This window comes from Nostoc parmelioides FACHB-3921 (genome assembly GCF_014696625.1).
Classification (GTDB): domain Bacteria; phylum Cyanobacteriota; class Cyanobacteriia; order Cyanobacteriales; family Nostocaceae; genus Trichormus; species Trichormus parmelioides.
In genome coordinates, this window is record NZ_JACJQL010000015.1 from 88,972 (window position 1) to 115,824 (window position 26,853).

Annotated in this window: 28 protein-coding genes and 1 tRNA gene; 13 read left to right on the forward strand and 16 right to left on the reverse strand. The window is 42.3% G+C overall.

The window, feature by feature from the left end; translation table 11 throughout:
- Nucleotides 1-24: 24 nt before the first annotated feature.
- Nucleotides 25-222, reverse strand: coding sequence for a hypothetical protein (locus H6G14_RS34330; protein WP_242053423.1), 198 nt, complete (start codon nt 220-222; stop codon nt 25-27).
- Between the two features lie 1,027 nt (nt 223-1,249).
- Here H6G14_RS34330 and sds point away from each other — a divergent pair.
- Entirely contained in the window at nt 1,250-2,221 is a 972-nt protein-coding gene (sds, locus tag H6G14_RS12850; RefSeq protein WP_190567784.1) for a solanesyl diphosphate synthase, read from the forward strand.
- 95 nt (nt 2,222-2,316) lie between these two features.
- Here sds and H6G14_RS12855 read toward each other — a convergent pair whose 3' ends face one another.
- On the reverse strand, nt 2,317-2,790 hold the full coding sequence (locus tag H6G14_RS12855) for a hypothetical protein (protein WP_190567785.1): 474 nt from the start codon (nt 2,788-2,790) through the stop codon (nt 2,317-2,319).
- Between the two features lie 207 nt (nt 2,791-2,997).
- Between H6G14_RS12855 and hetZ the strand changes: the two genes are divergently transcribed.
- The 5 genes from hetZ (at nt 2,998) to gmk (ending at nt 9,258) form a co-directional block, all read left to right on the forward strand.
- Nucleotides 2,998-4,203, forward strand: coding sequence for a heterocyst differentiation protein HetZ (gene hetZ / locus H6G14_RS12860; protein ID WP_011318294.1), 1,206 nt, complete (start codon nt 2,998-3,000; stop codon nt 4,201-4,203).
- 187 nt (nt 4,204-4,390) lie between these two features.
- Entirely contained in the window at nt 4,391-5,167 is a 777-nt protein-coding gene (gene patU3 / locus H6G14_RS12865; RefSeq protein WP_190567786.1) for a heterocyst pattern formation protein PatU3, read from the forward strand.
- A gap of 326 nt (nt 5,168-5,493) precedes the next feature.
- Nucleotides 5,494-7,833, forward strand: coding sequence for a transglutaminase TgpA family protein (locus H6G14_RS12870; protein ID WP_190567787.1), 2,340 nt, complete (start codon nt 5,494-5,496; stop codon nt 7,831-7,833).
- Between the two features lie 372 nt (nt 7,834-8,205).
- Nucleotides 8,206-8,472: an extracellular matrix/biofilm regulator RemA gene (gene remA / locus H6G14_RS12875; RefSeq protein ID WP_010994282.1), complete on the forward strand. Its 267-nt coding sequence runs from the start codon at nt 8,206-8,208 to the stop codon at nt 8,470-8,472.
- Nucleotides 8,473-8,658: 186 nt separating this feature from the next.
- Entirely contained in the window at nt 8,659-9,258 is a 600-nt protein-coding gene (gene gmk, locus H6G14_RS12880) for a guanylate kinase (protein WP_190567788.1), read from the forward strand.
- A 193-nt stretch (nt 9,259-9,451) separates the two neighbouring features.
- Here the strand turns inward: gmk and H6G14_RS12885 are convergent, their stop codons facing one another.
- The 3 genes from H6G14_RS12885 to H6G14_RS12895 all read right to left on the reverse strand — a co-directional run bounded on the left by H6G14_RS12885 (nt 9,452) and on the right by H6G14_RS12895 (nt 10,922).
- Nucleotides 9,452-9,970, reverse strand: coding sequence for a photosystem I reaction center protein subunit XI (locus H6G14_RS12885; RefSeq protein WP_190567789.1), 519 nt, complete (start codon nt 9,968-9,970; stop codon nt 9,452-9,454).
- Between the two features lie 270 nt (nt 9,971-10,240).
- Nucleotides 10,241-10,390 (reverse strand): photosystem I reaction center subunit IX, encoded by a 150-nt coding sequence (gene psaJ / locus H6G14_RS12890; protein WP_010994285.1) that lies wholly within the window; start codon nt 10,388-10,390, stop codon nt 10,241-10,243.
- 37 nt (nt 10,391-10,427) lie between these two features.
- Nucleotides 10,428-10,922, reverse strand: a complete 495-nt coding sequence (locus tag H6G14_RS12895; protein ID WP_011318300.1) for a photosystem I reaction center subunit III — start codon at nt 10,920-10,922, stop codon at nt 10,428-10,430.
- 283 nt (nt 10,923-11,205) lie between these two features.
- On the opposite strand from H6G14_RS12895, the gene tsaD reads away from it, so the two are divergent.
- Nucleotides 11,206-12,246: a tRNA (adenosine(37)-N6)-threonylcarbamoyltransferase complex transferase subunit TsaD gene (tsaD, locus tag H6G14_RS12900; RefSeq protein ID WP_190567790.1), complete on the forward strand. Its 1,041-nt coding sequence runs from the start codon at nt 11,206-11,208 to the stop codon at nt 12,244-12,246.
- Between the two features lie 54 nt (nt 12,247-12,300).
- Here the strand turns inward: tsaD and H6G14_RS12905 are convergent, their stop codons facing one another.
- Both H6G14_RS12905 and H6G14_RS12910 read right to left on the reverse strand, forming a co-directional pair.
- Entirely contained in the window at nt 12,301-13,212 is a 912-nt protein-coding gene (locus tag H6G14_RS12905) for an alpha/beta fold hydrolase (protein ID WP_190567791.1), read from the reverse strand.
- 151 nt (nt 13,213-13,363) lie between these two features.
- Entirely contained in the window at nt 13,364-14,083 is a 720-nt protein-coding gene (locus H6G14_RS12910; protein ID WP_010994289.1) for a hypothetical protein, read from the reverse strand.
- 389 nt (nt 14,084-14,472) lie between these two features.
- Between H6G14_RS12910 and H6G14_RS12915 the strand changes: the two genes are divergently transcribed.
- From H6G14_RS12915 to H6G14_RS12940, 6 genes are all read left to right on the forward strand, one after another.
- Nucleotides 14,473-15,024: a GNAT family N-acetyltransferase gene (locus H6G14_RS12915; RefSeq protein ID WP_010994290.1), complete on the forward strand. Its 552-nt coding sequence runs from the start codon at nt 14,473-14,475 to the stop codon at nt 15,022-15,024.
- Nucleotides 15,025-15,102: 78 nt separating this feature from the next.
- Nucleotides 15,103-15,176, forward strand: a tRNA-Pro gene (locus H6G14_RS12920).
- A 650-nt stretch (nt 15,177-15,826) separates the two neighbouring features.
- Nucleotides 15,827-16,657 carry an outer membrane biogenesis protein Tic22 gene (gene tic22 / locus H6G14_RS12925; RefSeq protein ID WP_190567792.1) on the forward strand — a complete coding sequence of 277 codons (831 nt, stop codon included), beginning with the start codon at nt 15,827-15,829 and terminating at the stop codon, nt 16,655-16,657.
- Between the two features lie 2 nt (nt 16,658-16,659).
- Nucleotides 16,660-17,607, forward strand: coding sequence for a peptide chain release factor N(5)-glutamine methyltransferase (prmC, locus tag H6G14_RS12930; RefSeq protein ID WP_190567793.1), 948 nt, complete (start codon nt 16,660-16,662; stop codon nt 17,605-17,607).
- A gap of 360 nt (nt 17,608-17,967) precedes the next feature.
- The gene (locus tag H6G14_RS12935; RefSeq protein WP_190567794.1) at nt 17,968-18,552 is read left to right on the forward strand and encodes an L-threonylcarbamoyladenylate synthase; all 585 of its coding nucleotides are present in this window, start codon (nt 17,968-17,970) and stop codon (nt 18,550-18,552) included.
- 268 nt (nt 18,553-18,820) lie between these two features.
- Complete coding sequence (locus H6G14_RS12940) at nt 18,821-19,738, forward strand: sensor histidine kinase (protein WP_190567795.1); 918 nt, start codon at nt 18,821-18,823, stop codon at nt 19,736-19,738.
- Here the strand turns inward: H6G14_RS12940 and H6G14_RS12945 are convergent.
- The 9 genes from H6G14_RS12945 to H6G14_RS12985 all read right to left on the reverse strand — a co-directional run bounded on the left by H6G14_RS12945 (nt 19,701) and on the right by H6G14_RS12985 (nt 26,719).
- Nucleotides 19,701-20,171 carry a GNAT family N-acetyltransferase gene (locus H6G14_RS12945; RefSeq protein WP_190567796.1) on the reverse strand — a complete coding sequence of 157 codons (471 nt, stop codon included), beginning with the start codon at nt 20,169-20,171 and terminating at the stop codon, nt 19,701-19,703. The genes H6G14_RS12940 and H6G14_RS12945 overlap by 38 nt on opposite strands.
- A 105-nt stretch (nt 20,172-20,276) precedes the next feature.
- The gene (locus H6G14_RS12950) at nt 20,277-20,690 is read right to left on the reverse strand and encodes a hypothetical protein (protein WP_190567797.1); all 414 of its coding nucleotides are present in this window, start codon (nt 20,688-20,690) and stop codon (nt 20,277-20,279) included.
- 31 nt (nt 20,691-20,721) lie between these two features.
- Entirely contained in the window at nt 20,722-21,699 is a 978-nt protein-coding gene (gene secF / locus H6G14_RS12955) for a protein translocase subunit SecF (RefSeq protein ID WP_190567798.1), read from the reverse strand.
- A complete protein-coding gene (gene secD, locus H6G14_RS12960) occupies nt 21,696-23,120 on the reverse strand; it encodes a protein translocase subunit SecD (RefSeq protein ID WP_190567822.1) in 1,425 nt (474 codons plus the stop codon). The genes secF and secD overlap by 4 nt, the downstream gene beginning before the upstream one ends.
- A gap of 166 nt (nt 23,121-23,286) precedes the next feature.
- Nucleotides 23,287-24,270 (reverse strand): alpha-ketoacid dehydrogenase subunit beta, encoded by a 984-nt coding sequence (locus H6G14_RS12965; protein WP_011318312.1) that lies wholly within the window; start codon nt 24,268-24,270, stop codon nt 23,287-23,289.
- Nucleotides 24,271-24,382: 112 nt separating this feature from the next.
- Complete coding sequence (locus H6G14_RS12970) at nt 24,383-25,009, reverse strand: Uma2 family endonuclease (protein WP_190567799.1); 627 nt, start codon at nt 25,007-25,009, stop codon at nt 24,383-24,385.
- 111 nt (nt 25,010-25,120) lie between these two features.
- Nucleotides 25,121-25,639, reverse strand: a complete 519-nt coding sequence (locus H6G14_RS12975; protein ID WP_190567800.1) for a rhodanese-like domain-containing protein — start codon at nt 25,637-25,639, stop codon at nt 25,121-25,123.
- A 44-nt stretch (nt 25,640-25,683) separates the two neighbouring features.
- Nucleotides 25,684-26,220, reverse strand: a complete 537-nt coding sequence (petC, locus tag H6G14_RS12980; protein WP_190567801.1) for a cytochrome b6-f complex iron-sulfur subunit — start codon at nt 26,218-26,220, stop codon at nt 25,684-25,686.
- A gap of 208 nt (nt 26,221-26,428) precedes the next feature.
- Nucleotides 26,429-26,719, reverse strand: coding sequence for a helix-turn-helix domain-containing protein (locus H6G14_RS12985; RefSeq protein ID WP_190567802.1), 291 nt, complete (start codon nt 26,717-26,719; stop codon nt 26,429-26,431).
- Nucleotides 26,720-26,853: the final 134 nt, after the last annotated feature.

Below are 26,853 nucleotides of genomic sequence, written 5' to 3' on the forward strand. Positions count from 1 at the left end.
TCTAGTTCAAATTATTACTAATAACTATTGACTATTGGCTATCTCAGTGACCGTAGGTGAAACAGACAATTGTTGTTGACTATTATTTGTAGCCACCACAGATCGATTATTAATATTAGATTTTTTCCCAGTTCGTTTAGCTAATCCTAATAATAGATAAACTGTGAATAGGTATCCAGAAGCTAAAATAAAAATCATCATAGGCATATTCCCGTAAATCATTGTGCCACCCACACTTTTTCAAATACATAATGAAATCGCATAAAATTAGCAAAACTTTAACCAACCAAGTTAACTCTTGATGGCCACATTTTGCATTGGCAAACCTTTCCGTAGAGTTTTAATTCTCTTTGCCCAACGGATTTACTATTTAATTGATTTTTGCAGACCATACATCCGACAAAATCTGGGTCACTAAAATAAATAGTGACTGACAAATCTTGTCTCAGCAGCCTACCTAGTCCGCGTGAATTTTGCTGACATCTTATATCGGGAGCCATGCTTACGCTCAACGCAAGCTCGAAACTTGCAGCAACTTCTCCCATGAGAGTTGCCTAGCTCCAAATAAAGAGTTCTGATCGTCAAGAAAAGAGACCAGAAAATACTTTCTTGATTCTAATCTTGACAATGCACTATTTTCGACTCACCACACAAGAAAATTAATATCACTTGAAAAGTGATCTAATTTCGTGCGGCGAATACTTGAAAAATTTAAAATCCTTACATTTTAGCGTAACACAACAACTCAAACTTTGAAGCCAACTTTGAGGCTAAATTTCAAAATTTCTAGATGGTTACACAGAGGTTAGAAGAACTTAGTCTTAACCTAAAAATAACTAATGTGTAAGAAGTAATAGTGAAAACAATGACTGTATATCTGGGGTTGTATTCCAGGCCACTCAAGATATGTATCCTGCAACTCAGATTTTGAAGATCTACGAATTATCTGAAGACAACAAGGACTTTTTGCTATTCATGCAAAAGTATAATTTTTTACAAAATAAATTTTCTTATGGTCAGTACGTAGCCATCAGTCAAGTTCAGTAGAGATTAACAAATTCAGGACAGGGGGAAAATCAATTCAAAATTCAACAATTGTTGCTCAATCCCCCATCTCCAGTGCCTAATCCCTTATTCCAGCAGAGAAAATGAGAATATCCCAAGCAAAACCTTGCACAGGCACAGGCTTATCTTAAAATGAGTATAGGATATGTAAACTTTCGTAACCAAAGTCAGAGTCCGCCAATCCATGACCCCAGCCACCTCCCTGTTTACCCCTGTGGAAGCAGACCTGCGAATGCTAGCAGATAACCTGAAACAGCTAGTTGGAAATCGCCACCCCATTTTGTTTGCGGCAGCCGAACATTTATTCGGAGCTGGGGGAAAGCGTATCAGACCAGCAATCGTGCTGCTGATATCAAGAGCAACAATGTTAGAGCAAGATATTACGCCGCGTCACCGACGGCTAGCCGAGATTACAGAAATGATTCATACGGCCAGCTTAGTACACGACGACGTGGTAGATGAATCTGAAGTACGGCGAGGCGTACCCACCGTTCACAGTTTGTTTGGTAATCGAATTGCCATCCTAGCAGGAGATTTCTTATTTGCTCAATCTTCCTGGTATTTAGCAAACTTGGACAATTTGCAGGTGGTGAAGCTTCTCTCAGAAGTCATTATGGATTTGGCTACTGGAGAAATTCAGCAAGGGCTGAACCGCTTTGACGCGAGTATTTCCATCGAGAACTATATCGAGAAGAGCTACTACAAGACAGCTTCCTTAATTGCTAACAGCTCTAAAGCTGCTGGTTTATTGAGCGAAGTTTCCCCAGAAACTGCCGAACATCTCTACGCCTATGGTCGTCACTTGGGCATAGCATTTCAGATTGTCGATGACATTTTAGATTTCACCAGCACCACAGACACTCTTGGTAAACCGGCTGGGTCTGATCTCAAAAGTGGCAATCTCACCGCACCGGTTTTATTTGCTCTAGCGGAAAAACCATACCTAGAAGTGCTGATTGAACGAGAGTTTGCCCAAGAAGGAGATTTAGAACAAGCACTAGAACTCATCCAACATAGTCAAGGCATACAGAAAGCAAGAGATTTAGCTGCTCACCACACCAAGTTAGCAATTGAGCATCTAACGACTCTGCCAACTTCGGAATCTCATCAAGCACTAATCAACATAGCTGAATACACACTAAGCCGATTATATTAGTCAATTTTAAAATTTTCGATTTTAAATTAGCGATTGTTGACATTTGCAATTTTGGATGTGGGATGTATTGAAAAAATCCCACATCCAAAATTTTTTTAGGCAATATCTGGGGGTATAGGTTTAGGCGATCGCTGTTTTTTTAACTGTTGCTGTATGCGTTTCTGGAAATCACGACGACGTAACTCAAAGGTGTGAGTGGTCTTACCCGGTGTTTCCAAAAAAACGATACTATCTACGGGTTCTAAAGCCACCAATTGGAACAAAATGTGGGTAACTGGGGTGATCATGCCACTAATGTGAGGGTCTAGCCCAGCAGGTGAGATTAGAGAAACATCCTGTATGGTAGGGAAAGCGTAAACAACACGCTTTTCGATTCCTGGGTTTGCTCGATTGCTCAATGTAGTCAAGACCCAGCTACCTTCTGAATCTTGAAGAATGTAGTACTGGGTGTGACGCAACTTTTGAGCGATCGCCACAAGCAAAGGAGCAATTGCTGCAACAAGATGTGGTGTAACGCCATCATTGGGTGCATTGTTAATCAGCAATTGTATTTGTGCTTCTAAATCCATAATTACTTGTCAACGGCTCCTGGGTAATGGCAATAACATTTATCAAAATGTGATCTCTCCCACTACAGTTGGGAATAATAAAATCAACCACATCCTCATTACAAATTGGTATGCGTTTAGTTTATCCGCAAAACCATAAAGCCAGTACCCGCAGTCGTCACAGGTTGTATGTAAGTTTATTGTTAGGGTCTAGTGAAAGTCGAGACTATGAATTCAGCCGCAACAGCAACTATTCCAACCGCAAATCTTCTGGAAGAAAACTCTTTTGGTACAGAGGTCATCTTCAAACTGATTTACAAAGAGCTAAAACAGTTTACCAAAGCTTCCGACCAGAATTGTCATGATGTAGCAAATCGTATCACTACAGAAGTATACCGAATTTGTACCGAAAGTAAACGGATTCAAGCTTCTGGTGCTGTAGAAAGTTCAGCCATGACCCTAGCCAAGCATCGGCTACAACAATGTTTGAGATATTATCAACAAGGTTCTAACCGAGGCAGAGTCGAGCTACACAGCACACTCAGCGCTATTATTTATCGTTACATTAATCCCCCTCAGCGCCAATTAAGTTACCAAGGGCGGCTGACTATTATAGAAGATTTCTTACAAAGTTTTTATTTAGAAGCATTAAACGCTTTTCGCCGCGAAAATCAACTCGGCCCTACCTACCGTCCCCAAACTCTTCTAGAGTTGGCAGAGTATATGGCATTTACCGAGCGCTATGGTAAGCGCCGGATTCCTTTACCCGGAAGACAACAACAATTGATTATCCTGCGGGCGCAAACTTTCTCCCAACAGCAACCACCAGAAACCAACGTCGATATTGAACAAGCCGCCGAAGGTAGCTCTAATGATGGTGATGGTACATGGGAAGAACCAGCAGTACAGCGCTTACGCTCTGCAATGGCTACCCAACCAGAACCAGAACCAGAAGAAGACACCTTACGTTCTGTAGTGATTACAGAATTAATGGACTATCTGGAGCAGAAACAACAATCTGACTGTGCTGATTACTTTTCTTTACGTCTTCAGGATATGTCAGCTCAAGAAATTGAGAACGTTTTAGGTTTAACTCCACGTCAGCGAGATTACTTACAGCAACGCTTCAAGTATCATTTGATTCGGTTCGCTTTGCTACATCGCTGGGAATTAGTCCACGAATGGTTAGAAGCTTCCTTAAATACTAATTTGGGTTTGACTCCTCAACAATGGGAAGCTTACACAGCAGAGCTAGACGACAAACAAAGGTCTCTATTAGATTTGAAACAACAAGGTCAACCAGATGAAAAAATTGCCAAAACTTTAGGGTTATCAATGGCACAACTACAGAAACGGTGGTTTAAGATTTTAGAACAAGCTTGGGAAATTCGTAATTCCCTAGTGTCCGGATCAAGTGCATCTACTCATGAATAGTGACTCAGAATCTTTGCAACAGTACTTACTCGGTTTGTTGGCATCCACTGTCAACAAACACGAGAATAGTAGGGAAAGTTGTCAAGGAATCGACGGGGAAATCCTCTTCAACTTGCTACTTCACAAATGAGGTAAGCATAATTTGAAAAGGCAGCCCCAAACCTTTTGATTAGGAGAAATTCCTACTGTGCAAGAACGTTTTCAAGCCGTAATCAAGCGTCGTTTACAGATTCACATCGAAAACCACCCACCTCTATTCCCCTGGGAAAGCCAAATAGTTGATTACCCAGATTATATAGAAGAGCCATCATTGGCTTTAGCTCCTAATTGGGGATGGTTAGCCCAGCAAACAAAACTGAATCTACCGGTGAATCTACCAGAAAGAGTTTTCCAAGAAATCTTGGAAAAGTGTCAGCAAATGGTGGCATCTTCACTGCCCTTAGGCGCAAAATTAGTTCAGGTAGTGGAAGGTTTCTTCCCTAACGAGTCACAAACAATCAATGACTTAGCTGGGTTAGTACTGCGAACCAACTATCGATCGCCAGAAAGTCTGGATACAATGCCTAATATTCAGAGTGATTATGCAGATTTAGACTCTCGTCAACAAATGGCGTTGTCTTTGTTGGCTGCTAAACAGTTGCTAGCTAACTTAACTTTGCCAGTGTCAGCCACTCAACCAGTGGTAGAAAGACTTTGGCTGACTAGCCTTGGTGCTTTAACTTTGCGGGTAGAATACTACGCCAAAGGTGATGTTACCCAGTTAGTTGTCCACAGTGATTTACCTACTCAAGGTATTTTGACACTCCAAGGTAATGGCAGTATTGCGATCGCCCAGTCATCAAGCCCAGGATGTTTGAGTGTAGAGTTAACCTGTAAACAACTCCAACCATCTTATACATTAGAGGTTGATTGCCCCGAACTCGATCAGCAACCATTGCTGTTTGTCATTAATCCCGCGACATAGCTGAAATTACCACCGCTAGCACAATAGAGATGAAGGTAGAAAGAAGCTGGAGGTAGTACATCTTCTAGCATTAGCTTTTGTACCTCTTTCAACTGATGGTTGATTAGTGCCAATAGGTGGTTTCATGGTCAATATTTTTCTCAATCAAGGGTCATTAGGGCTTCTACGATAACCCGCAGCGAGAATGAAAATTTACAACTTACCTATACTCCCAAAAGTTACTTTCGGGGAGTTCCTGCTTTCTTAGAGGAACTTCCCGAAAGTTTGTATCTATAAGCATCTACTTTATTTCTTGACTGACAATAGAAATGTTTAAATTAACCAGGATGAATCAATTTTGGCGTTTACCTGTAAGTCTTGATTGGGGACAAAATCACCAGGGTTCGCCTTTGATGGAAGTAGAAAATTCCATCTCGCTGCGGGTACTAGTGCTAGCGTTGGTAATTACTGGAATTGTGGCTATGGATATTGCCGCAGGGACTACATTTAGTTTCTGGGCAATACCCATAAGTGTAGTTGGAACAGTTTGGGGTTATTATCATCGCCGCAAACCCAATATTCCCATCAAGTTTTGCATTGCTATGGGAATGTTAATCGCGCTGGGAGCTTTCTTTGGGCGATTATTTGGCGAATTAAATGATACGCGGTTGGCTTTAGCTGAGTTATTAATTCAATTACAAGTCCTCCACAGTTTTGATGTACCTCGTCGCAAAGACTTGGGTTATTCAATTGTGATTGGGTTGATTTTGTTGGGTGTGGCCGCAACATTAAGCCAAACCCTGGCATTCGCACCTGTTTTATTATTGTTTTTAGCGATCGCCATCCCCACTTTAGTTATGAATTACCGTTCCCAATTGGGGTTGGGGAATTCAAAAGTCAAAAGTCAAAAGTCAAAAGAAACTAAATTATCCTCTGGTTTACCTACTTATTTTTTATTGTTTGGTGTGGTTGTGGGGTTAGGCTTGGTAGTCTTTGCCTTGTTACCCCGATTCCCTGGCTATCAACTGCGGACTTTTCCTGTGAGTTCACCTATCGAGGTCAACCAAAGTTTTACTGGCCGCAGCATTATTAATCCTGGTTATGTTCGCCAAGGTAATGCTGACAATCAAGGTAATGGTCGTGGTGAAAATGAACAACGCGGAAATGGTCAACCAGGAAAGGTAGATGATAGCTTCTATTACGGGTTCAATAACCAAATTAACCAAAACCTGCGGGGAGAGATGAAACCCAAGGTAGTGATGCGGGTGCGATCGCAAGCTGAGGGATTTTGGCGAGTTTTGGCTTTTGACCGTTATACAGGTAAGGGTTGGGATATTTCCCGTAATGATGATGTGACAACCCTAAGGCGATCGCCTTGGTCTTATCAAATATATTTATCACCACCGCCAATATCTGGCAAAACTAGGGAAGTAGTGCAGACTTACACTGTAGTGTCGGATTTGCCTAACCTGATTCCCGCTATGTCTTATCCCAGGGAAGTTTACTTTCCCACACCGATGATTGCTGTTGATAAAGAAGGTGGGTTACGCGCACCTGTAGGTTTATCTGAAGATTTGACCTATACAGTTATTTCCGACGTACCTTACCGCGATCGCACTTTACTGGGAAAAGCTACTAACGATTATCCCGATAGCATCAAAAATTATTATCTACAAATTCCTCCAGAAATTGCGTCTAAAGTTAAGCAACGTACCGAAGAAATTTTAGCCGATTACGATCAACAACTGGTCTGGAAATCGCAAACTCAAAAGACTTTGGATTCCGACTATGAGAAGGCGCTTTATTTAGCGCAATACCTCAAACAAAACTATTCCATCCCCGAAAATCCTTTAGGATTGCCGTATTTGGGAGAAAAGGAAGATTTAGTAGAAGCGTTTTTGTTCAAACATAAAGGTGGTTATCCAGACCACTTCTCCACAGTTCTGACGGTAATGCTACGGTCTATTGGTATCCCCGCGCGGTTAGTGGCTGGGTTCAGTGCGGGGGAATTCAATCCATTTACAGGGATGTATGTTGTACGTAACACTGATGCTTACGCAATGACAGAAGTGTATTTTCCTAAATATGGTTGGTTTACTTTCGACCCAATTCCCAATCATCCCCTGATTCCGCCTTCAGTTGAAGATGTGCAGACCTTTAGTGTATTGCGGCAATTTTGGCAATGGGTGGCTGGATGGTTGCCTACTCCGGTGACAGGTTTGTTTAATACTATATTTGGGACATTATTTAGTTGGATTGGTAAGGCGATCGCTTGGTTCTTTACTCTGTTTACTCAAGGTTGGTTTGGTGTATTAACTGGCTTACTTGTAGGAACGACAACCGCTTTCTTTGGTTGGTTAGGTTGGACACAGTGGAGAGAATGGCGTAACCATCGCCGATTACGTCAACTACCACCAATGGAAAGCCTTTATCAACAAATGCTGCAATGGACAGCTAAAAAAGGTTTGGGTAAACATCCAGCCCAAACACCCTTAGAGTATGCCCAAGTATCCTATCACCATCATGGAAGTACCACCGCCCAAGTTATCGACGAGATTTGTCAAGCCTATGTTGGCTGGCGGTATGGTGGTCAAAAGCCTAACTTAAATCAACTGCGACAAAAATGGGAAGAGTTAACAATTCAAAATTCAAAATTCAAAATTCAAAAAGATAGGGAGCGAGAGTAGTTATTAGAGACCAATCTTCTATCAAGTTGCTGTAAACGTCTATCTTGTTCAGCTTATTTTTGTCGTAGATATCACTTACCTTAGACATTTCCCCCAAGATATTCAAATCTTGGGGAAGAGGAAAGTCGTCATCAATTACCTTTAGATAGTATTTGTACTGTCAACTTGGCACTAGCTCTTGTTGATTGGTTAGCGCCTGTGTCTTTGGGAATATTTTAAGTAAATTTGACTAATAAATAGCTAAAAAAAGCTTGGGTCAGATAAAAACTCAACGTGGCTAAATGTAATGCGTTGTAACTCTTATTTTTTCGGGATAACATGAGAATACAATCCTCTTTAGTTTAGTACACCACATAAGGTGTCAGTTTTTTTATGGAAATACAGTTAATTAATATCGGTTTTGGCAACATTGTATCTGCTAACCGAGTAGTTGCCATTGTTAGTCCGGAATCAGCACCTATCAAGCGGATCATCACCGATGCTAGGGACAAAAATCAGTTAATTGATGCGACTTATGGTCGCAGAACCAGAGCTGTAATTATCACTGATTCCAGCCACGTAATTTTGTCGGCGATTCAACCGGAAACGGTAGCAAATCGGTTCGTCATTTCCCGCGAGCATCAGAGTGTAGAAAATTAGTTGGGGGAAGGAGTAAAAACCCGCCCATATTTCCACCACATCAGCAGTACTATGTGAATTAGACAAGTTTTCTGTCACTCGTGCTACAAATTCGTTAGTTAATGTTTGCGCTGGTAACGTAGATTAGATTAAATTACTAACTTATCTAATGAATGATGTTTCTTGATTAATTCACAGGTTTAACGGATGATGCAAGTTTTATCCATCCAGAATTGTGCTACTACCAAAAAAAATCCGTCGTCGGGCAAGCTGATTGTTTTAACCGGGCCTAGTGGGGTCGGTAAAGGTACTTTAATGCGATCGCTCCTCCAGCGTCATCCGGAACTTTATTACTCTGTATCTGCAACAACTCGTCCTCCCCGTCCTGGGGAAGTAAATGGCGAAAGCTATTACTTTGTTAGCCGCAGTAAGTTTGAAGAATTAATTGCTCAAGGTGAATTTCTTGAATCCGCAGAATTTGCGGGTAATTATTATGGCACTCCTCGTGAAGCTGTACTGAACCAAGTTCAATCTGGTAAGTTAGTTGTACTGGAAATTGAATTAGCAGGAGCAAGACAAGTTCGTGCTTCTTTTCCTGAGGCTTTGAGTATTTTTATTCTGCCGCCTTCCTTTGAAGAGTTGGAAAAACGGATTCGGGGACGTGGACAGGACTCAGAGGAAGCGATTACGCGTCGCTTACAGCGTGCCAAAGAAGAGATTCAAGCTGCGGATGAATTTGATATTCAAATTGTGAATGACAATTTTGAAGCTGCACTCCAGGCTATCGAAGTAGCCTTATTTGGATAATCGATATCCTATAAAATCAAAGCCAAGCATTTCTTTAACCAAATAATCATTACTAAGGACACACAGGGAAGATGAGGGTTTTCTTTTGTGTCCTTATCTTATTTTCATCATAAAATGGTACACAAATCAATTCAACAGCTAATATCAGGGGAACCCCTACAATGCAGTGGCTCCCCAATGATGAAAAACTAAATTAGCCTACTAGACCTTGAATTAAAGCAAGATTAGTAGTCAAAAAGTAAGCGACTACTGCGCCACCAATACCACCAATTAAGAAAGCACTGGCAAAGTTATTCCAGCCTTCTTTGGATTGGAAAGCATCCGGAGGATTGGGTACAGTAACACTGGCAAGAGCCTTGGGTGGATTGCTATTAGCGTACAAAGACAGAGAGAGTGTGAAAAGCACCACCAAACCTATAGCACCTAACAAACCTGCTAAGTTAGCATTAGCTGCATCCCGCAGTGGGCCTAATTTGGCAAAGGGGCCAAAAAGAAAGTAACCATGAGCCATACCTACTTCTAATCCACGTCTAAAAGGGGTGAGACCTGGGCGATAGGCGGGTAGGTTGTTAATAAACCACTTGACTAATGGAGAAGCGTTAACCGGGGTTTCTAGGTTGCCCCATTGAGGATCGCGTCCTGCTGGAAAAACCACTTCCCGATTTCTGGGGTCATTGGGGAGATTTTTTGATGCGTCTACTGCTTGCGCCATATTTTATGTTTGCCTCAAAAATACAATGGTGGCATTTTTATATTAATAATAATTGTAGCTAAAGACGTTTTTTATTCGATAAGTTTAGAAAAATTAATTTAGATTACTTAAAATTATAAAACTCGTAAGCTAATTCTAGCTTTACGAGTTTCCAGAAATGATTTTTACTGCCTATTTGAGTGATAATTTTACTAAGTTAATCAAGCAAATTAATCACACAAAATAGGCTAAAAACAACAGATTAAACTGTCTTAAAATCCCTGTATCAAATTATGGTAAGGGATGGAAAAGTAGGTCTGGAAAAAAGCGATTGAATTCAATCAAAATCCCAGCTGTGATTGTCAGCCAGATAGTAGCCGCAACTGGTGCTGTGGAAATGAATTTAATTAGGTAGCTAGATTGGTCAGCTTTGTCTGCCATGATTTATTCTCCAAACGAAAGAATTGATTAGGTGGAATTAGCGGGGAGAAACAGTAATTTCAGAGTCCTTAGCAGTTAATTCTCCAGAAAGAAGTTCTTTAACTGCGGCTGCTGGCCAAGCAAAGCCGGTAGCGATAATGGGTAGTGCAAGACCCAAATCGAGTTGGATCTCTTTTTGTTCAGTATCTGAGTCCTTTTTGATTGCTTGTAGGTAAGCACGACCTACCCAACCAATCCAACCGGCAATGTAGAGGAAGAGAATGCTGGGAATTAGAAAATCACCAGCACGATCAAGACGACCATCAACAATCAGGTGAGGATAGCCTTCTGGACCACAAAGCGCTTGAGAATAACGCTCAAAACGTTTTTGTCCTGATTGGGGGTCTGCTGTAGTATTGCGGGCATTTTTTGCCAGTGCTTGAAATGCGGGATTTTCTGCACAAGGTGTCAGATCAGCTCCCAGGGCTTTGGCTGGGGGAGCGAAACTGAATGACAGACAAATCACTAAAATCAAAGCAAACAATCGACGCATGGATTTGTTTCCTTTTATTACACAAGAAAAAGTTTTTTGTACAAAACGAAGCGGCTTGTACATTCTTGATTTGCTTAACTAGCAAGTCATCATACTCTTGCGCGGGAATCGAGTAAAGTTTAAGTAAATAAAAGTTAAAGCTTCTCAAACAAATCTTTAGAGAGTGCTGAGTACCGAGTAGTAAGTGCTGAGTAAAATTTCTCATGATTAGGGAAAATTATTTTAGACCTCATACCCGGAAACTCAGGACTCAGGACTCAGCACTCATTACTTCTTCGTAGCAATGACAACTGTTTTAGCAATCGAAACTAGCTGTGATGAAACTGCCGTGGCAATTGTTAACAATCGTCAAGTTTGCAGCAGTATCATAGCTTCACAAATTCCAGTCCACCAGCAATATGGTGGAGTGGTACCGGAGGTAGCCTCACGAGCGCACTTGGAAACGATAAATGGCGCGATCGCTCAAGCGATGGATCAAGCTCAACTAGGTTGGGATAAAATCGATGGGATCGCTGCCACTTGTGCGCCTGGACTTGTAGGAGCGCTATTAGTGGGGCTAACTGCTGCAAAAACTTTAGCAATCTTACACAATAAACCATTTTTGGGAGTTCATCACCTTGAAGGTCACATCTACGCGACTTATTTGAGTGAGCCAACTTTAGATCCCCCTTTTCTTAGCTTACTGGTTTCTGGGGGACATACAAGCTTAATTTACGTTAAGGAATGTGGTAGGTACGAAAGCCTGGGTGAAACTCGTGATGATGCTGCCGGTGAAGCTTTTGACAAGGTAGCTAGGCTATTGAAGCTAGGTTATCCTGGTGGCCCAGTCATTGATAAACTAGCGCAAACAGGTAATCCTCAAGCCTTTGCTTTGCCGGAAGGAAAAGTGTCCTTACCTGGTGGGGGATATCATCCCTATGATGGCAGTTTTAGCGGCTTAAAGACGGCTGTACTGCGTTTAGTGCAGCAATTAGAGAGGGATGGAGATCCATTGCCTATAGAGGACATTTCCGCCAGCTTTCAGGCGACAGTAGCCAAGGCATTAACCAAGAGAGCGATCGCCTGTGCTTTAGACTATGGTCTAGATACTATTGCCGTAGGTGGAGGGGTAGCCGCTAATAGTGGTTTGAGACAGCACTTACAAGCAGCAGCCACCGCAAATAATCTCCGCGTCCTCTTCCCCCCCCTAAAATTCTGTACCGATAACGCCGCCATGATAGCTTGTGCAGCCGCAGACCACTTATCACGGAATCATATATCCCCCATCACTTTAGGCGTAGAGTCGCGCCTCAGTCTTAGCCAAGTGATGAAGTTATATCAGTAGTTAGTTGTCAGTTGTCCATAGACACAACCTTTATCGTTGACCAATGACCAATGACTAATGACCAATGACTAATGACTTAATATGACTAGCAACCGCATCTGGCTGTTCTAACATTGCCAGATGTCCACAATCAGGAATTTCAATCACGTTATCACCACAGTATTGGAAAAGTGGATGAAAACTCGCTAAATGGCGAACATACTTGGGTTCCATCACCTTATCATCAGTGCCAGCCAGAAAATAAACTGGCTGCTTTAACTGAGATACTAACTTTGGTAATCGGTTAACTTCTTCCTCTGTTGTGGAATCTAGCAACGCCCCTAAAGCTGCTTCCGGGTCAGCTACCACAAAATCTACAACACGCTGACGCGCCCATTGACGATCTAAGGGACGAGATACACTAGCTCTGGTGAATAATAAGTCAATTAGAGGTAATTGGGACAACCAACGAGGACGGACTTGTAAAAATCTTTGCCCTGCCACACGGAACTGTTCAAACGCTTCTTTCAGGTAAATACCGCCACCTGCGTTAATACAAATGACACCCTTAATCCGTTGAGGAATTTGAGCAGCTGCCCATAGAGCGATCGTACCTCCCAATGAATGACCTACAAGCCAAGCACTGGTAATATTTAGTTGTTCCAACAGGGTTGCCAAATCTTGAGCATAAGCTGCTGGTGTATAGAGAGAATCAAAAGATAAATTAATATCCTGAAGAGACTGAGCAGATAAACTGGCAGAACTTGATCCGCGATGAAAATCAGTTTCTAGCTGAGACTGAGACCCTCCAAAGCCTCGTAAATCATAAGACAGACACTGAAACTCAACAGACAAGCGAGAAATCACAGGTTGCCAGTATCCACGGCTATTAAGCCAACCGTGAATAAATACTAAAGCATCTGGGCAGGATGTGGGAGCTGTCAGCTCGTAGGCGTGTGGAAAGCCTAAGATTTCAATAGTTGCCATATTTATATCGTAACCCTAAGGGTGGGCGCGACTGAAATAAGCAATTCAAAATTCACAATGAAAATAGTGTTTAGGACTTAGGAGATCAGTACGCATATAGCGTTTAATTTACATTTTCTAGTCCCTAATTCCTAGTCCTTAGTACTTACCATCATTTCCCCAACAACCTTTGGCGTACCCCTTCAGCAATTTTGTGTCCTAAATATTCCGGAATCAGGCTTTCATTTGGTCCCAACAAATAGAGAATTAGCCGAGTCCGTCCGCGCCAAACTAGTAAATTTGCATTAACCACTAGTAAATCTTCTTGCCAAATGGCGTACATAACTTTGTAAAATAATCCCGGTTGATTGTCAGCTTCAATCACCAAAGCGGGGAGATGAAAAACCGGATCAACATAGAATTCAGTCTGTACTTGTTCTAAACCTACATCTAGGTTGAATTCCACAGCTAGCATCTCTTCTACTTCAAACCGCCCTCCCAAAGCCTCACGAATGGCGCGACAAACGTTTTCTGCTGTTTTTTCTGTTAAGGCTTTACTGCCACGCGATACCAAAAGTTTGATAAAAACTAACATTGGTGGTCTAATTTGTCCATATAGACTCAGACCATGAATAGTTAGTCCGTAAGCAGCTAGTACACCGAAAATATCACTGAGAAGAAATGACTGATTGCGGTAGGCAAAATGCAGCGCACTTTTACTACCTTCCGGCTTCAACTCAATTACGGCACGTCTGGTTTTATAGAGACGATAAGCTAGCCGCAAATTTTGCAGTTGAATCTCACTGCTGACAAATTGTTCATAGAACTGGGGAAACGCTCGATTAAAGCGTTTGAGAAGTTCCAGTGTCGAAGATTTTAAACCCGAAGCCATCGTAGTGTAAGACTCGCTTGCTTTTATCGCCTGGAGACTGGGGACTGGAAATCAGTGCTGGGTAATGAGTACTAATTACTGGGTAAACAAAGCACTCAGTAGTCAGTACTCAACACTGCCCAATACTCAATACCTCATTTCTTTTATATACAATTCACTCTCTAGATACTCTCGTTTTGAGGAATTTGTCCTAGCCTTTACAACAAAGTGCTAAAGTTGAAAATAATTGGTGTGAAAAACTCCGTAACAGACTGTCACCATTGAAAGTCCCAAAGACTTCTCACAAAATTGAGCGTAAGGGCTAAACAATGGTACTTGCTTTGTCAGGTGTGAATCAACACTCTCGATAGTGAACACCAATTTAGTTATACTACCCGAACCGCGTTGGCATGGGTTTTTGGAAAACTTGGTTTAGTACTCCTGAATCTGCGACAAGTAGAACACAACCGCTTGAAGAACATACAGTAGACGCTACGGGCAACTCTAATCCGAAAAGCGACGCTTCGGCAGCTACAAGAAATGCGGAACGTATCGTTTTTAGCACCGAGCGAGATATTGATCTGTATGAACTCGAAGAACTTTGTGATGCTGTAGGTTGGTCACGTCGTCCCTTAAGGAAAGTAAAGAAAGCCATTGAGCATAGTTTTCTCGTAGCCACAATGTGGCAAGTGCGAGGAAACCAAAGGCGGCTGATTGGTTTTGCCCGTGCTACCTCAGACCACGCTTTTAATGCCACTATTTGGGATGTGGTAGTCCACCCAGATTTTCAAGGTAAAGGACTGGGTAAAGCTTTGATGAAGTATGTACTTAAAAAACTCAGGAGTGAAGAAATTAGTAATGTGACTCTTTTTGCTGATCCTCATGTTGTAGATTTCTACAGGACTATGGGTTTTATGCCAGATCCGGAAGGCATCAAAGGTATGTTTTGGTATCCTCATTAAATTTTTTTGGGAAATAAACATAGCCAATATCTAAAAAATCAGCTATCATGGATAAAGCTTGTGTGAATAAAGCGAAATCGGGATGTAGCGCAGCTTGGTAGCGCGCCTGCTTTGGGAGCAGGATGCCGCAGGTTCAAATCCTGTCATCCCGATTGAAATTACTGATAAGAAAAGCCCGTACCTTTGAAAATAAGGTATGGGTTTTTCTTATGGATAAAATCAGAACAATTAGAATTTACTATGCCACTACTCAATTAATGTTTTTAAAATACTGTCAATGCCTGTATTTACACTGGAAAAGTTAAATTAATTATCTTATAACTATTGCCTATTAAGAAAGAATTACAAAGAATTTTTTATAAAATTAAATTCTAAAAATTAAATATATATGTATAAAATCAAGCAGCAAAGTAACTAGCAATAGGAGGAACGATTAGTTGTTAAAAGCGTCCTCATATTTGGATAAGGGCAATAAAATGACATTGACCGTATTTACAAAAGCGGGAAAGTTTTCTGCCCGGTGACGGCTATATTTAACAGGCATCTACATGAATGTGTAGTAAATAGTTAAGCAAAACTGAGAAAAGTATAACTAAGAGTACGGTCAACAGGCAGCAAAGATAGGACAACTATCCTTGAGAGTTTGAAAATCTAGCGCTTTAAGAGTAGATTAGGAGCATTTCACAACTACCACCACTTTTCTCATTCCCAAGAGATTGATATATAACTAAGACGGGTTGGTGGCGTGTAAATCCAACAATTTGTCTAACTCAACTGGAACACATTAAGACGAGGAATACTCATGAAAGCATTGGTTCGCTGGGGCGCAACATTAGGTTTAGTTGGAAGTACTTTACTGGGAACATTATCTTTAGGTAGCCTTCCAGCAATAGCATTATCAGAACAGCAAATTAAAGAAAAGTTGGATAGTGTACCTATTTATTTAGTTACAAATGAAAAAGGTTTACCATTAAGCCGTCCTTTACCAAACGCACAAAACGGACAAAAGGCTGGTGGTTCAATCACCGGGGCTTATATGAGTCGGCAGGAAGCTCAGGCTTTTATTAACGAACTGCGGAATGCCAAAAATAAAGATCCCAAGATGCAGGAAATTGTCAAAAGCCTACAGGTGACCGCAGTGCCGCTAGGAGTGATTTATCAACAGTTGCAACAAACAAAAAAAGACCCTAATCGCCTGTTATTTGCTTTTAAACCTGTAGACCAGGAAATTAAAGGGGCAATGGATTTATTGCGCCAAAGCGGTCAACAGGTAAATCAGTTTAAGAGTGTGCCGATGTTTGCTGTGAGATTTGCGCCAGATCAGGGTTATGTACCAATCAAAGTAGGTACTGGCAACGAACAAGTTGTCCCACTATTTTTGAGTAAACAGGATGCACAAGGCTTATTGGGGCAAGTCAAGCCAAAACATCCAAAGGCGGATATTCAAGTTCTAGATATAGATGGTGTGCTACAAACATTACAAAATAAGAATGATCCTTGGCTCAATCAAGTTGTCTTAGTGCCATCTCCAGAATCGAGAGAATATATTAGGACTCTACCCAAAGACAAAGCGCCTAACACTTCTGCTGCTCCTAATCGTAACAATAATAATTCCCGACCGAATTCACGTTAGGCATGACAAATCGACAGGCAAATGTAGTTTCTGGTTTACAACTTTGGCAGTGGCGTATTAGAGCAAATCAAGCAGCGATCGCTCACAATATTCCCGTAGCAGAAGTGGATTGGCTGTTGCAAGAAATAGCTGATTTAGACCGCTTGGCGCTGCGTTTAGAGTCGTTTAAAGACTGGTCTGAGGTGCCGATGGGTTTATCTCTGGACAAGTTAGACCAACTTTGGCAAAGGCGATTAGGCGATCGCTTACCCGTACAGTACATCGCCGGAGTTACACCTTGGCGCAACTTCAGACTTACAGTGTCGAGTGCTGTTTTGATTCCTAGACCGGAAACTGAGTGCTTGATTGATTTAGCTGTAGCTGCTGTTGCTAACAGTGAATTGGCTTGGCAGTTACAGCAAGGACATTGGGTAGACTTGGGAACTGGTAGTGGGGCGATCGCTTTGGGGTTAGCTGATGCTTTCCCTGAAGCAACTATTCATGCTGTAGATTGCAGCTTAGAAGCTTTGGCGATCGCCCAGCAAAATGCCCAGAACACAGGTCTGGTTGATAGAATGCGATTTTATCAGGGTCGCTGGTGGGAGCCTTTAACCTTGCTGAAAGGTCAAGTTAGTGGCATGGTATCTAACCCTCCTTATATTCCCAGCGACATCGTGCCGACGCTACAACCAGAAGTAGTAAACCATGAACCACATTTAGCCTTAGATGGCGGTGTTGATGGCTTAGATGCCATCCGCCATCTGATAGAAGTTGCCCCCAGTTATTTACGACCTGGGGGTATATGGTTAATTGAAATGATGGCAGGTCAAGCGGACACGGTACAAACTCTTTTGCTCCAACAGGGCAGTTATAGTAATATTCAAATCCACTCTGATTTAGCTGGTATTGAGCGTTTCGCTGTAGCTGAAATAGCAAGTAGCCGCACATCTGATACCCCAAGTACAGCGTGAGATGAATTATGCGCGAGGCTTGCAGTGAGCGTCAGCCGAATCGTTGACGACAGTCCTCTGACCAATTTTGAGCGTAAGCGAAATTAGGGAGGAGGGCTTTGAATTTCCTACTCCTGCGGAGAACCCGTAGGGTATTTTGAATTTTGAATTGATCGTAAATTCAAGGGTTTAAGACCCCTCTCTTACAAAGTTCTGTGACACTCTCTACGAGACGCTAAAAGCGAACGCAGACTCGCTACCGCCGGAAGCCGACGCTCAGACTTTGCGCTACGTCTACACATAGTATCAGTTGAGTTGGTGATGTTTTACCCCAACTCCAACTGTTTTGAATTTTGAATTTTGAATTTTGAATTGTTAATCATGACTAGTGTTTCATTAGCAGCATTAATAGCTGGTGTGCGTGCTGGCAGTTTAGTTAGTTTTCCTACAGATACAGTACCGGCGCTGGCGACTCTACCAGAGCAAGCAGAATTGATTTTTGCTGCTAAACAGCGCAGTCAGGACAAACCTCTAATTTTGATGGCTGCGAGTGCAGAAGATTTGTGGCCTTATGTAGAAGGTAGTGAGCAAGATGAGCAAATTTGGAAACAGGTCGTCAGTCAATATTGGCCTGGAGCGTTGACATTAGTATTACCAGCGAGTAATCGCGTTCCCAAAGTGATGAATCCAATTGATCCGACAACTATTGGTATTCGTGTGCCTAAGAGTGCGATCGCTCTAAAGATTTTGTCACAAACTGGGCCTCTTGCCACGACTAGTGCTAATTTCTCCGGACAGCCAGCTTTACTAACAATGTCAGAAATTGATGCTCAGTTTCCCTCGGTGTTGACACTGGAATCAACAGCAGTGGAAGCGGAGGGAATTGGCTTACCTTCTACTGTTGCCAAATGGACAGGTGAAAATTGGCAAATCTTGCGGCAAGGAGCAGTAAGTTTAGATTTTTAGGGCATAAAAAGGAGAAAAGTAGGCGCATATGGGGCAAAACGAAAAACTGAGAAAAGAACTATTTCCCTTTTTTTCCCTGCTCTCTGCCTCTCTCCCCAGCCCCCAATCCCCACTTCCATTTTTTAGACAGTTATAATGTTGGTCTCCTGATTTTTAGGCAGTGAATTAGTTAAGAACTTGTTGGATCAAGCGGAACTGATGAACTAAAAAATAAGGAAACTGATTTTTATACTTTGCGGTCAATTTAACAAGTTAATAACTGTCTAATATGAATTGGAGCAACTGGGTATATCTAGGAGCAGGATTATTATTGGGGCTTGGTTTTCGTGGTTTATTTGCGCGGTCTACAAACGCCACTGCCAGCCAATCAACAGTCACATCAGGGGAGCAAGAGTACACATCACAACTCCAGCAACAGCTCCAACGAACACAGCTAGCCTACGAAATGGCACAAGAGATGAGCCAGTTTAAAGGGGGTTTCTTAGCACGGACTACCCATGAATTGCGATCGCCTCTCAATGGTCTCATTGGTTTACATCAGTTAATTTTGTCTGATCTTTGTGAAGATCCAGCAGAAGAGCGGGAGTTTATTGCCCAAGCTCATGAGAGAGCTTTAAAGTTGCTGCATCTTATGGATGAAATCCTCAATGTAGCCAAGACAGAACACGGTAACAATAAGTTAGATATTCAGCCAAACTCTTTAGCTGAAATTTTACAAGAAGTATATAAATTAACTTATATGCTGGCGGTGGATCGTAATTTAAAATTGCAGATTTCACCTCCCGACCCAGAGATTTATGTTTTGGCAGATGCAAGATGGCTAAGACAAGTCTTGTTAAACTTAGTAGACACCGCTATTGGTCAAATGCAGGAAGGAAGTATCTTTATTTCTGCAAAGCTTGCACCTGAAAGTAAAGATGTTTCTATTTGGTTAGATTTACCTAGTCATACTGTAGTTAAAAGTGAATCGATTGATTTACTCCAAAGGACTGACGAATCTTCGCCGACGGATAAACAGAACACTCGTCTTTCTCCCAGCATGAAGCTATTACTTAATCAAAAACTGCTAATGGTGATGGGGGGAAAATTAGAAATCCTCCCCTCTCCTGAATTTTATGCAGCAGAACAGTTAACTAGACTAGAATTGTCTATCCCCCTAACGATTCCTGAAGCTGAACTTCTGTAGCAGCTAAAGAACTAATTCGGGATTGATTATGTAGCACCATAGTAGTGCTGTTATTAGCTTGGAAGCCGATTTTTTCGTAAAATTCCTGTCGATTGGTAGTCATTAAATATACACGCTCCACCCACCTTATGCGGGGATGAGCTAAGACAGTTTCGACTAATTTGCTTCCTAAGCCATTACCTTGGTAGTCTGGATGGATGACAACATCCCAAATTGTGGCGCGATATATCCCATCGGAGGTTGCTCTAGCAAAACCTATTAGACGCTCTGCATCCCAAACAGAAATTACTGGGTCACTGTTGGTAATAGCTATACCTAAATCCTCAATACTGCGTCCTTTCGCCCAAAAAGCAGAAACATTAAATAGCTGTTGGAGTTGATAAAGGTCTACTTCAGACTGGCGATTACGAAACTGGATCTGAGGATAGCTCATGTATAGTTGCTCCGATAGGGCAGTATTTTTACTGTCTTTTAGTCCTATTTTGCAAGAAATTATCGTAAATGTGTATGTATATGCAACTATTTCCCAGTTGAGTATTTAATGGAAAATCCACTTCCATAAAGGGTGTGTTGGCCCTTGCTGCCGGATATGAAACACTTGCTTTTCGAGGCGCTGCTTTTCCTCTTGTGGTAGACCCAGCAAAATGTTCCGACTCTGCCAAACTAAAATAGCAGCCGTCATCCCTATACACAAACCTAAACCCAAGGTAGACAGTGGATGGTAGAACAGTCCATAGCGTACTGCTACCCAAGTAAAATATTGTTGCCACAAAGCAATTTCTGCCCGTAGACTCCACAGAGAAACAGGTGCAACGGTTAGCCATAAACAGCCAACAAAACACCATCTACCGTACACGGTCAACTGGTGTAGTCTCTGCACTTGTTCAACTAAAGATGACTCGTTACCTTCTGTATCATTGCTAGAGCTTGGTGGTTGTTCTGGTTCATCCATAGGCTACGGGGGATTGGGGATTGGGTAATGACTATTGTGTATCAGCTACCTCTGTGTTTGGTAATACTGTAGATGAACTAGTACGTTCACGCCACAGTGTCAGTAGGGTGCTGGCGATGAAGATACTGGAATAAGCTCCTGCTAAGAAGCCAAAAATTAGAGCTAGAGCAAAGTTTTTGAGGGTTTCGCCACCAAATAAATAGATTGCGAACAGTGGCAACATGGTAGTCAAGGTTGTGTTAATTGACCTTCCCAGGGTTTGGTTTACTGCATCATCGACAATATCAGCGATGGGGCGATTGGGGTCTAGTTTTAGGGTTTCTCGGATGCGATCGTATATTACTACTGTATCGTTGACAGAGAAACCTGTAATTGTCAGTAGAGCTACGATAAATAAGCTATCAACTTCAGTACCGAAAACTAAACCAAAAATTGAGAATATGCCTGCTGTGATTAAGACATCATGAAATAGAGCAATGATGGCAAATACGGCATAGTCTAACTGGAAGCGGAAGTTTAAGTAAACGACGATGCCGGCGAAGGATACAATCAGAGCGATCATCCCTGAGGTAAACAATTCTCTGCCTAAGGTAGGCCCGACTGTATCAAACTGATTTTTCTGTTCGTCAAAAGACCCAATTTTTTCGCTTAAGGCATTTTGTAAATTAGTCCGTTCCTCACGCTCTAAGGTTTTGGTACGGATGGAGATGCCGTTTTCTGCTCCTGTTTCTCTATCAGTAACAATTTGAATACTGCTGTCACCTAAACCTTGGGCTTTGGCTACTTCCCGCACAACGTTAATATCAATTGGTTGGTCGCAGTTTCCTGGTTTGGTGCAGTCCCTTTCAAACTGTAATCTTGTACCACCAATAAAGTCCAAACTAGGGCGTAAGGGGGCGCGAATATTGGGGTTTTGCCAAGAGATGATCATTGAGATCAGACCAACCAGAATGAAGCCACTGGAAAGAATCCACCAAAGCGATCGCGATTTATTTATACTTAGTTTCATTGAGCCACCTCAGTCTTATTCGATGCACTTGTTCCTGCTAGGTTGGGACAGAAGAGTTCTGGTTTACGCAAGCTAGGAATACTAATTGCCAAAAACATGAAGGTGCGGCTACAGGTAATGGCGCTAAACATACTCACGGCTACACCCAATGCCAAGGTTAAAGCAAAACCTTTGACTAAACCAGCCCCTAACCAGAATAGGGCTGCACAAGCAATCACTGTGGTCAAGTTACCATCTAAGATGCTGGAGAAGGCGCGGTAAAAGCCAGATTCTACAGAACGATATAAGGATTTACCTGCTTGTAGTTCTTCTCGTGTGCGCTCAAAAATTAGCACGTTGGCATCTACTGCCATGCCGATACTGAGAATAAAACCTGCGATGCCTGGTAAGGTCAAGGTTATACCTAACAAAGCGAAGCTAGCCCAGGTCAAGATAGCGTAGATAATTAGGGAAATATCCGCAATTAATCCTGGTAGCCTGTAGTACACCACCATAAATATGAGTACTAAAATCAAACCACCAAGTCCAGCGTAGATACTGCTGTTGATACTGTCTTTACCTAAGGTTGCGCCAACAGTACGAATTTCAGCAATTTCTACTGGTACAGGTAAAGCACCACCACGTAACTGCACACCTAAGTCATTGGCTTGTTGTGCTGTAAATCTACCTGTAATCACAGCCGAACCGCCAGTAATGCCGGTAGAGGCAAATTCTATCCCTACATTGGGCGCGCTTATGAGTTCGTTATCTAAGAAGATCCCAATGCTGCGTCCAGTACCGGCAAGATTTTTTGTTAGTTCGGCAAATAGTTCGCCGCCTTTTTGGTCAAAACGAATAGCAACATTCCAATTGCTACTACCTTGAGTTGGTTCACCATAGGCATCTTCCAAGTGTTGACCATCAAGGGGTGGATTGGTGCTTTCAAATAACTCGGCGATCGCTTGATTATTTTTTTGTAAATCTTCTAAATTTTTATTAACTGCGGCTTTATCGTTACTTTTTTTTAATTCTGCTTGTTTTGCTTGCAGTTCTAATCTTGATGCTTGAAATGCTAATAGTTGGGTTTCAGTACCTTGTTTTTGTTTACGGAATTCTAGTTGTGCTGTACCTCCCAGCACTCGTTCCGCTTGTTCTGGGTCATTCACCCCTGGTAACTGTACAAGGATCTTATCTGTTCCCACAGTTTGAATCACGGGTTCAGAAACACCAAGACCATTAACTCGGCCTTCGACGACACTTTTGACCCCATTCAATTCACGTTCGGTGATTTGCTTAATTTCGGCTGTTGGTTTCACCAGAATTGTGATCTGTGAGCCTCCCCGCAAATCTAGTCCCAAGGGTATGGGAATTGTGAAAATCACCGTAATGGCGGCGATTAATAAAACTACAATCAACGCTAATAGCGATCGCTGTTTCTGCATACCATATCTCGCAACTGACAAACGCTATAATAACGCTCTTTGAATCAGTTATGAGTTGGTTTTAGGGATTGGGGATTGGGGATTGGTGATTAGGGATCGGGTATTGGGTATTGGGTATGAGGTAGTAGTTTTTCCTTCCCAGTCCCCAGTCCCTAGTCCCTAGTCTCTATACGCGCAGTGCAATCATTTTCTGCACGGCTTCGACGATTTGCTCTGGTTGGACGATGGTTAGGCGCTCCAGAGTACCGTTGTATGGTGTAGGAATATCTTGAGATGATAGCCTGAGAACTGGCGCATCTAATTCATCAAAAAAGCGATCGTTAATGGAAGCGATTAGTTCTGCTGCAATACCCCCGGTTCGCATCGCTTCTTCCACAATGATGACTTTGTGGGTTTTGCGAATTGATGCACCAATTGTTTCTAAATCTAGTGGTTTGAGGGATATTAAATCAATGACTTCTGGGTCGTAACCTTGTTTTTCTAAAGCTTTTACCGCTTGGGTGACGTGATGACGCATCCGCGAGTAAGTCAAGATTGTCACGTCTTTACCAGAACGGACGATTTCTGCCTTATCTAAAGGTAGGTAGTATTCTTTTTCCGGTAAGTCCTCTTTCAAGTTATAAAGCAGGACGTGTTCAAAGAATAGAACGGGGTTATCGTCGCGGATGGCTGATTTTAGCAATCCTTTAGCGTTGTAAGGTGTGGAGCAGGTAACGATTTTTAACCCTGGAACTGCTTGGAAGTAGGTTTCCAGGCGTTGGGAGTGTTCTGCACCCAACTGTCTACCTACACCACCAGGGCCACGAATGACCAAGGGAATTTTAAAGTTACCGCCGGATGTATAGCGTAGCATCCCCGCATTGTTGGAGATTTGGTTGAAGGCGAGGAGCAGAAAGCCCATGTTCATACCTTCAATTATCGGCCGCAATCCGGTCATTGCAGCACCTACCGCCATACCAGTAAAACTGTTTTCGGCGATGGGAGTATCTAAAATTCTGAGTTCACCGTATTTTTTATATAAATCCTTGGTGACTTTGTAAGAGCCGCCATAGTGTCCTACGTCTTCACCCAGAACGAAGACACTGGAATCACGCGCCATTTCTTCATCAATGGCTTCCCGCAGAGCGTTGAAGAATAATGTTTCTGCCATTTAGACTTTTTTATTACGACTATTATTTTAGAATCTTATCGTGCCATCGTAGCTAATATGGTGAGCGATCGCACTAGTTGAAAGTTCATTTATAAGTTCCGTGAGTTTATACTTACGTAGATGGATTTCCGGCTTGAAAAATCTGCTCTACAGTCAAATTCAACTCTGGGAATGTTGCGGAATGAATACGGTCATTTCCCCGAAATTTATGAATCTGATATTCGCCATCATCTAAACAGCAAACTAATATAGTAGGTTGTTTCGGCTTGCCAATAAACTCTCTCCCACCTAAAGCAGCATAATCTACAATCCAGTATTCAGGGATTCCCATCATTTCATAGTCAGCATATTTCTTGTGATAATCATCACGCCAGTTTGTACTGACTACTTCAATTACCAATGGAATTGAGGCTGCTTGACTCACTGTTGATTCTTTTTTCCAACGTGGTTTGTTGACTAAGTTGGGGCGATTTAATATCAGTATGTCTGGAGAATACGCTGATTCACTCTCCACGGGTTTGACAAAGGCTGTCTTGGGTATGAAATAGGGAAAATTTAAGTGACTGTATTCTAATGTGAGTTTTGTCGCTAAAAAACCAACAATTTCTTCATGGTCGCCTGTAGGTGGTGCCATTTCAATAATTACTCCGTCATGTAATTCATAGCGTCGTCTTGGGTTGTCTGGATACCAAGCCGCAAACTCATCAAATGTGATTACTTTACGTAAAGTTTGAGTCATAGTGTGAGCATCTGGAAATTAGGGGCTATAGCGATCGTAAATTATTCATGAGAAGATGCCCGACTTATGCAAAAAGTCGGTCATCTGCATTTTTCGCTTTTTGATCGCATATTACCTGAATGCGATCGCCTCTCCTGCGGCTTGCCAACCAGCGAAACTAGGTGGAAAACCCTGCACATTCTCATAGTCCAAGAGGTGCAAGGTCATTACCCCCATCGCCGAGCGATAACCTGAAGAACAGTACAATACCACAGGACGATCATGGGGAATTTGTTCCAGATTATGAGCGAGGGTTCGGAGTGGAATATTAATTGCGTTAGGTATATGTCCCGATTGATACTCGGAAGGCTCCCGCACATCCACCAACAGGGTTTGAGGGTTTTTTAATACACTTTTCAACTTTTCGACATTAGCGATCGTGTAGTAGCCTGCTGGAATCGATGTGAGAAAGCGATCGACTCCCGATTCTAGATTGGGTGGTTCAGGTAGAGTTTGTATTCTTTGTTGAGATATCGATTCAGCATTTGTGAGAGTTGCTGCTATGGTCTGGTTTTGCCCAACACCAACCAATAAGCAAAACCAGATAGCAAATCCCAACAATATCATCTGAATTGGTTTCTTAAATATCATGGATTTTTCCGGAAATGGATTTTTCAACATCAATCAGTTAATGCTCAGACCCACCAGGGATTTTCTCCAGTACGGGGATCAGTTTCCGTCCAAGGCGAGATTAAAATACTGTTATTAAACATTGCAACTTGAACAATTTTGAGCGGTAGAGGAGCAGGGCCTCTTACCACAGACCCATCTGGAGCATAGCGAGAACCATGACAAGGACATTGAAACTGCTGATCCAGAGGGTTCCAGGGGAAGGTACAACCGAGATGAGTGCAGTTATCGACAAGCCCAATATGATCTAGGGTGTTATCTTCTTTAACAATTAGGTAAGTGGGTTCTCCTGCCAGACCTGCGACCAAGGCACGGGTTCCCGGTGCTTCAGCCAGGATTTGCGAGGCAGGGATTTGATTCCCCAGAATATCTTTAGCGAGAATAGCACCTCCCTCTCCCGTTTTTTCTGCTGGAGCAACGAAGAATTTGCCAGCAGGATAAAGCGCAGCACCAGCAGTAACCGCAACGGTTGCTCCTGTCAGAAAGTTGAGAAATTGCCGCCGTGACAAGGATGGACTTTCGAGTGGAAGACTGGTGTCCATAATTAAACTCCTTAAGAGGCGATGAGTGAATCTCTTTAAACTTGTTCGTTGGTCTGACTGTTATGTCTCAATACAGTTCAGTTAAGGCAACAACTTAGACTAGTGTAGGTTGGGTGGAGGAACGGAACCCAACATTCTCAAGACTTTGTTGGGTTCCGCTATCGCTCCACCCAACCTACTATTCTCATTAAGCCTAGTCCTTGAGAATCTAACTACAAACTGGCGAGTCAGTCACCTGAACTACCGGACTTTCTGGGAAACGTCTGGGTCTTCCTGGCTTGCGTTTATGACGCTGATTAATAGACTTCTCACTGGCAGATGCTAGTTCTTCCGGCGTACATTTGAATATACGTAGAGCATCAACATATTTTTTTGGTGTCATTGTTGGTTCAGTGCGTCCAGCTTCCCAATTGCGGACACTGGTTTCACTGATTGCAAGCCTGAAGGCAACTTCTGCACGGCTAAGACCCGCACGCTCTCTCAGGACTTGCATATCCATATCTCATGCTCCCCTTGAAAAAATAAGTCTTTTTCTAAATTGATTGACATTACATATCAATCATTTCAATCAAAAATTTATTAACTATTTTCTTTTATAAGGCATAAGCGATCGCTTGACACTCTAACAAACGA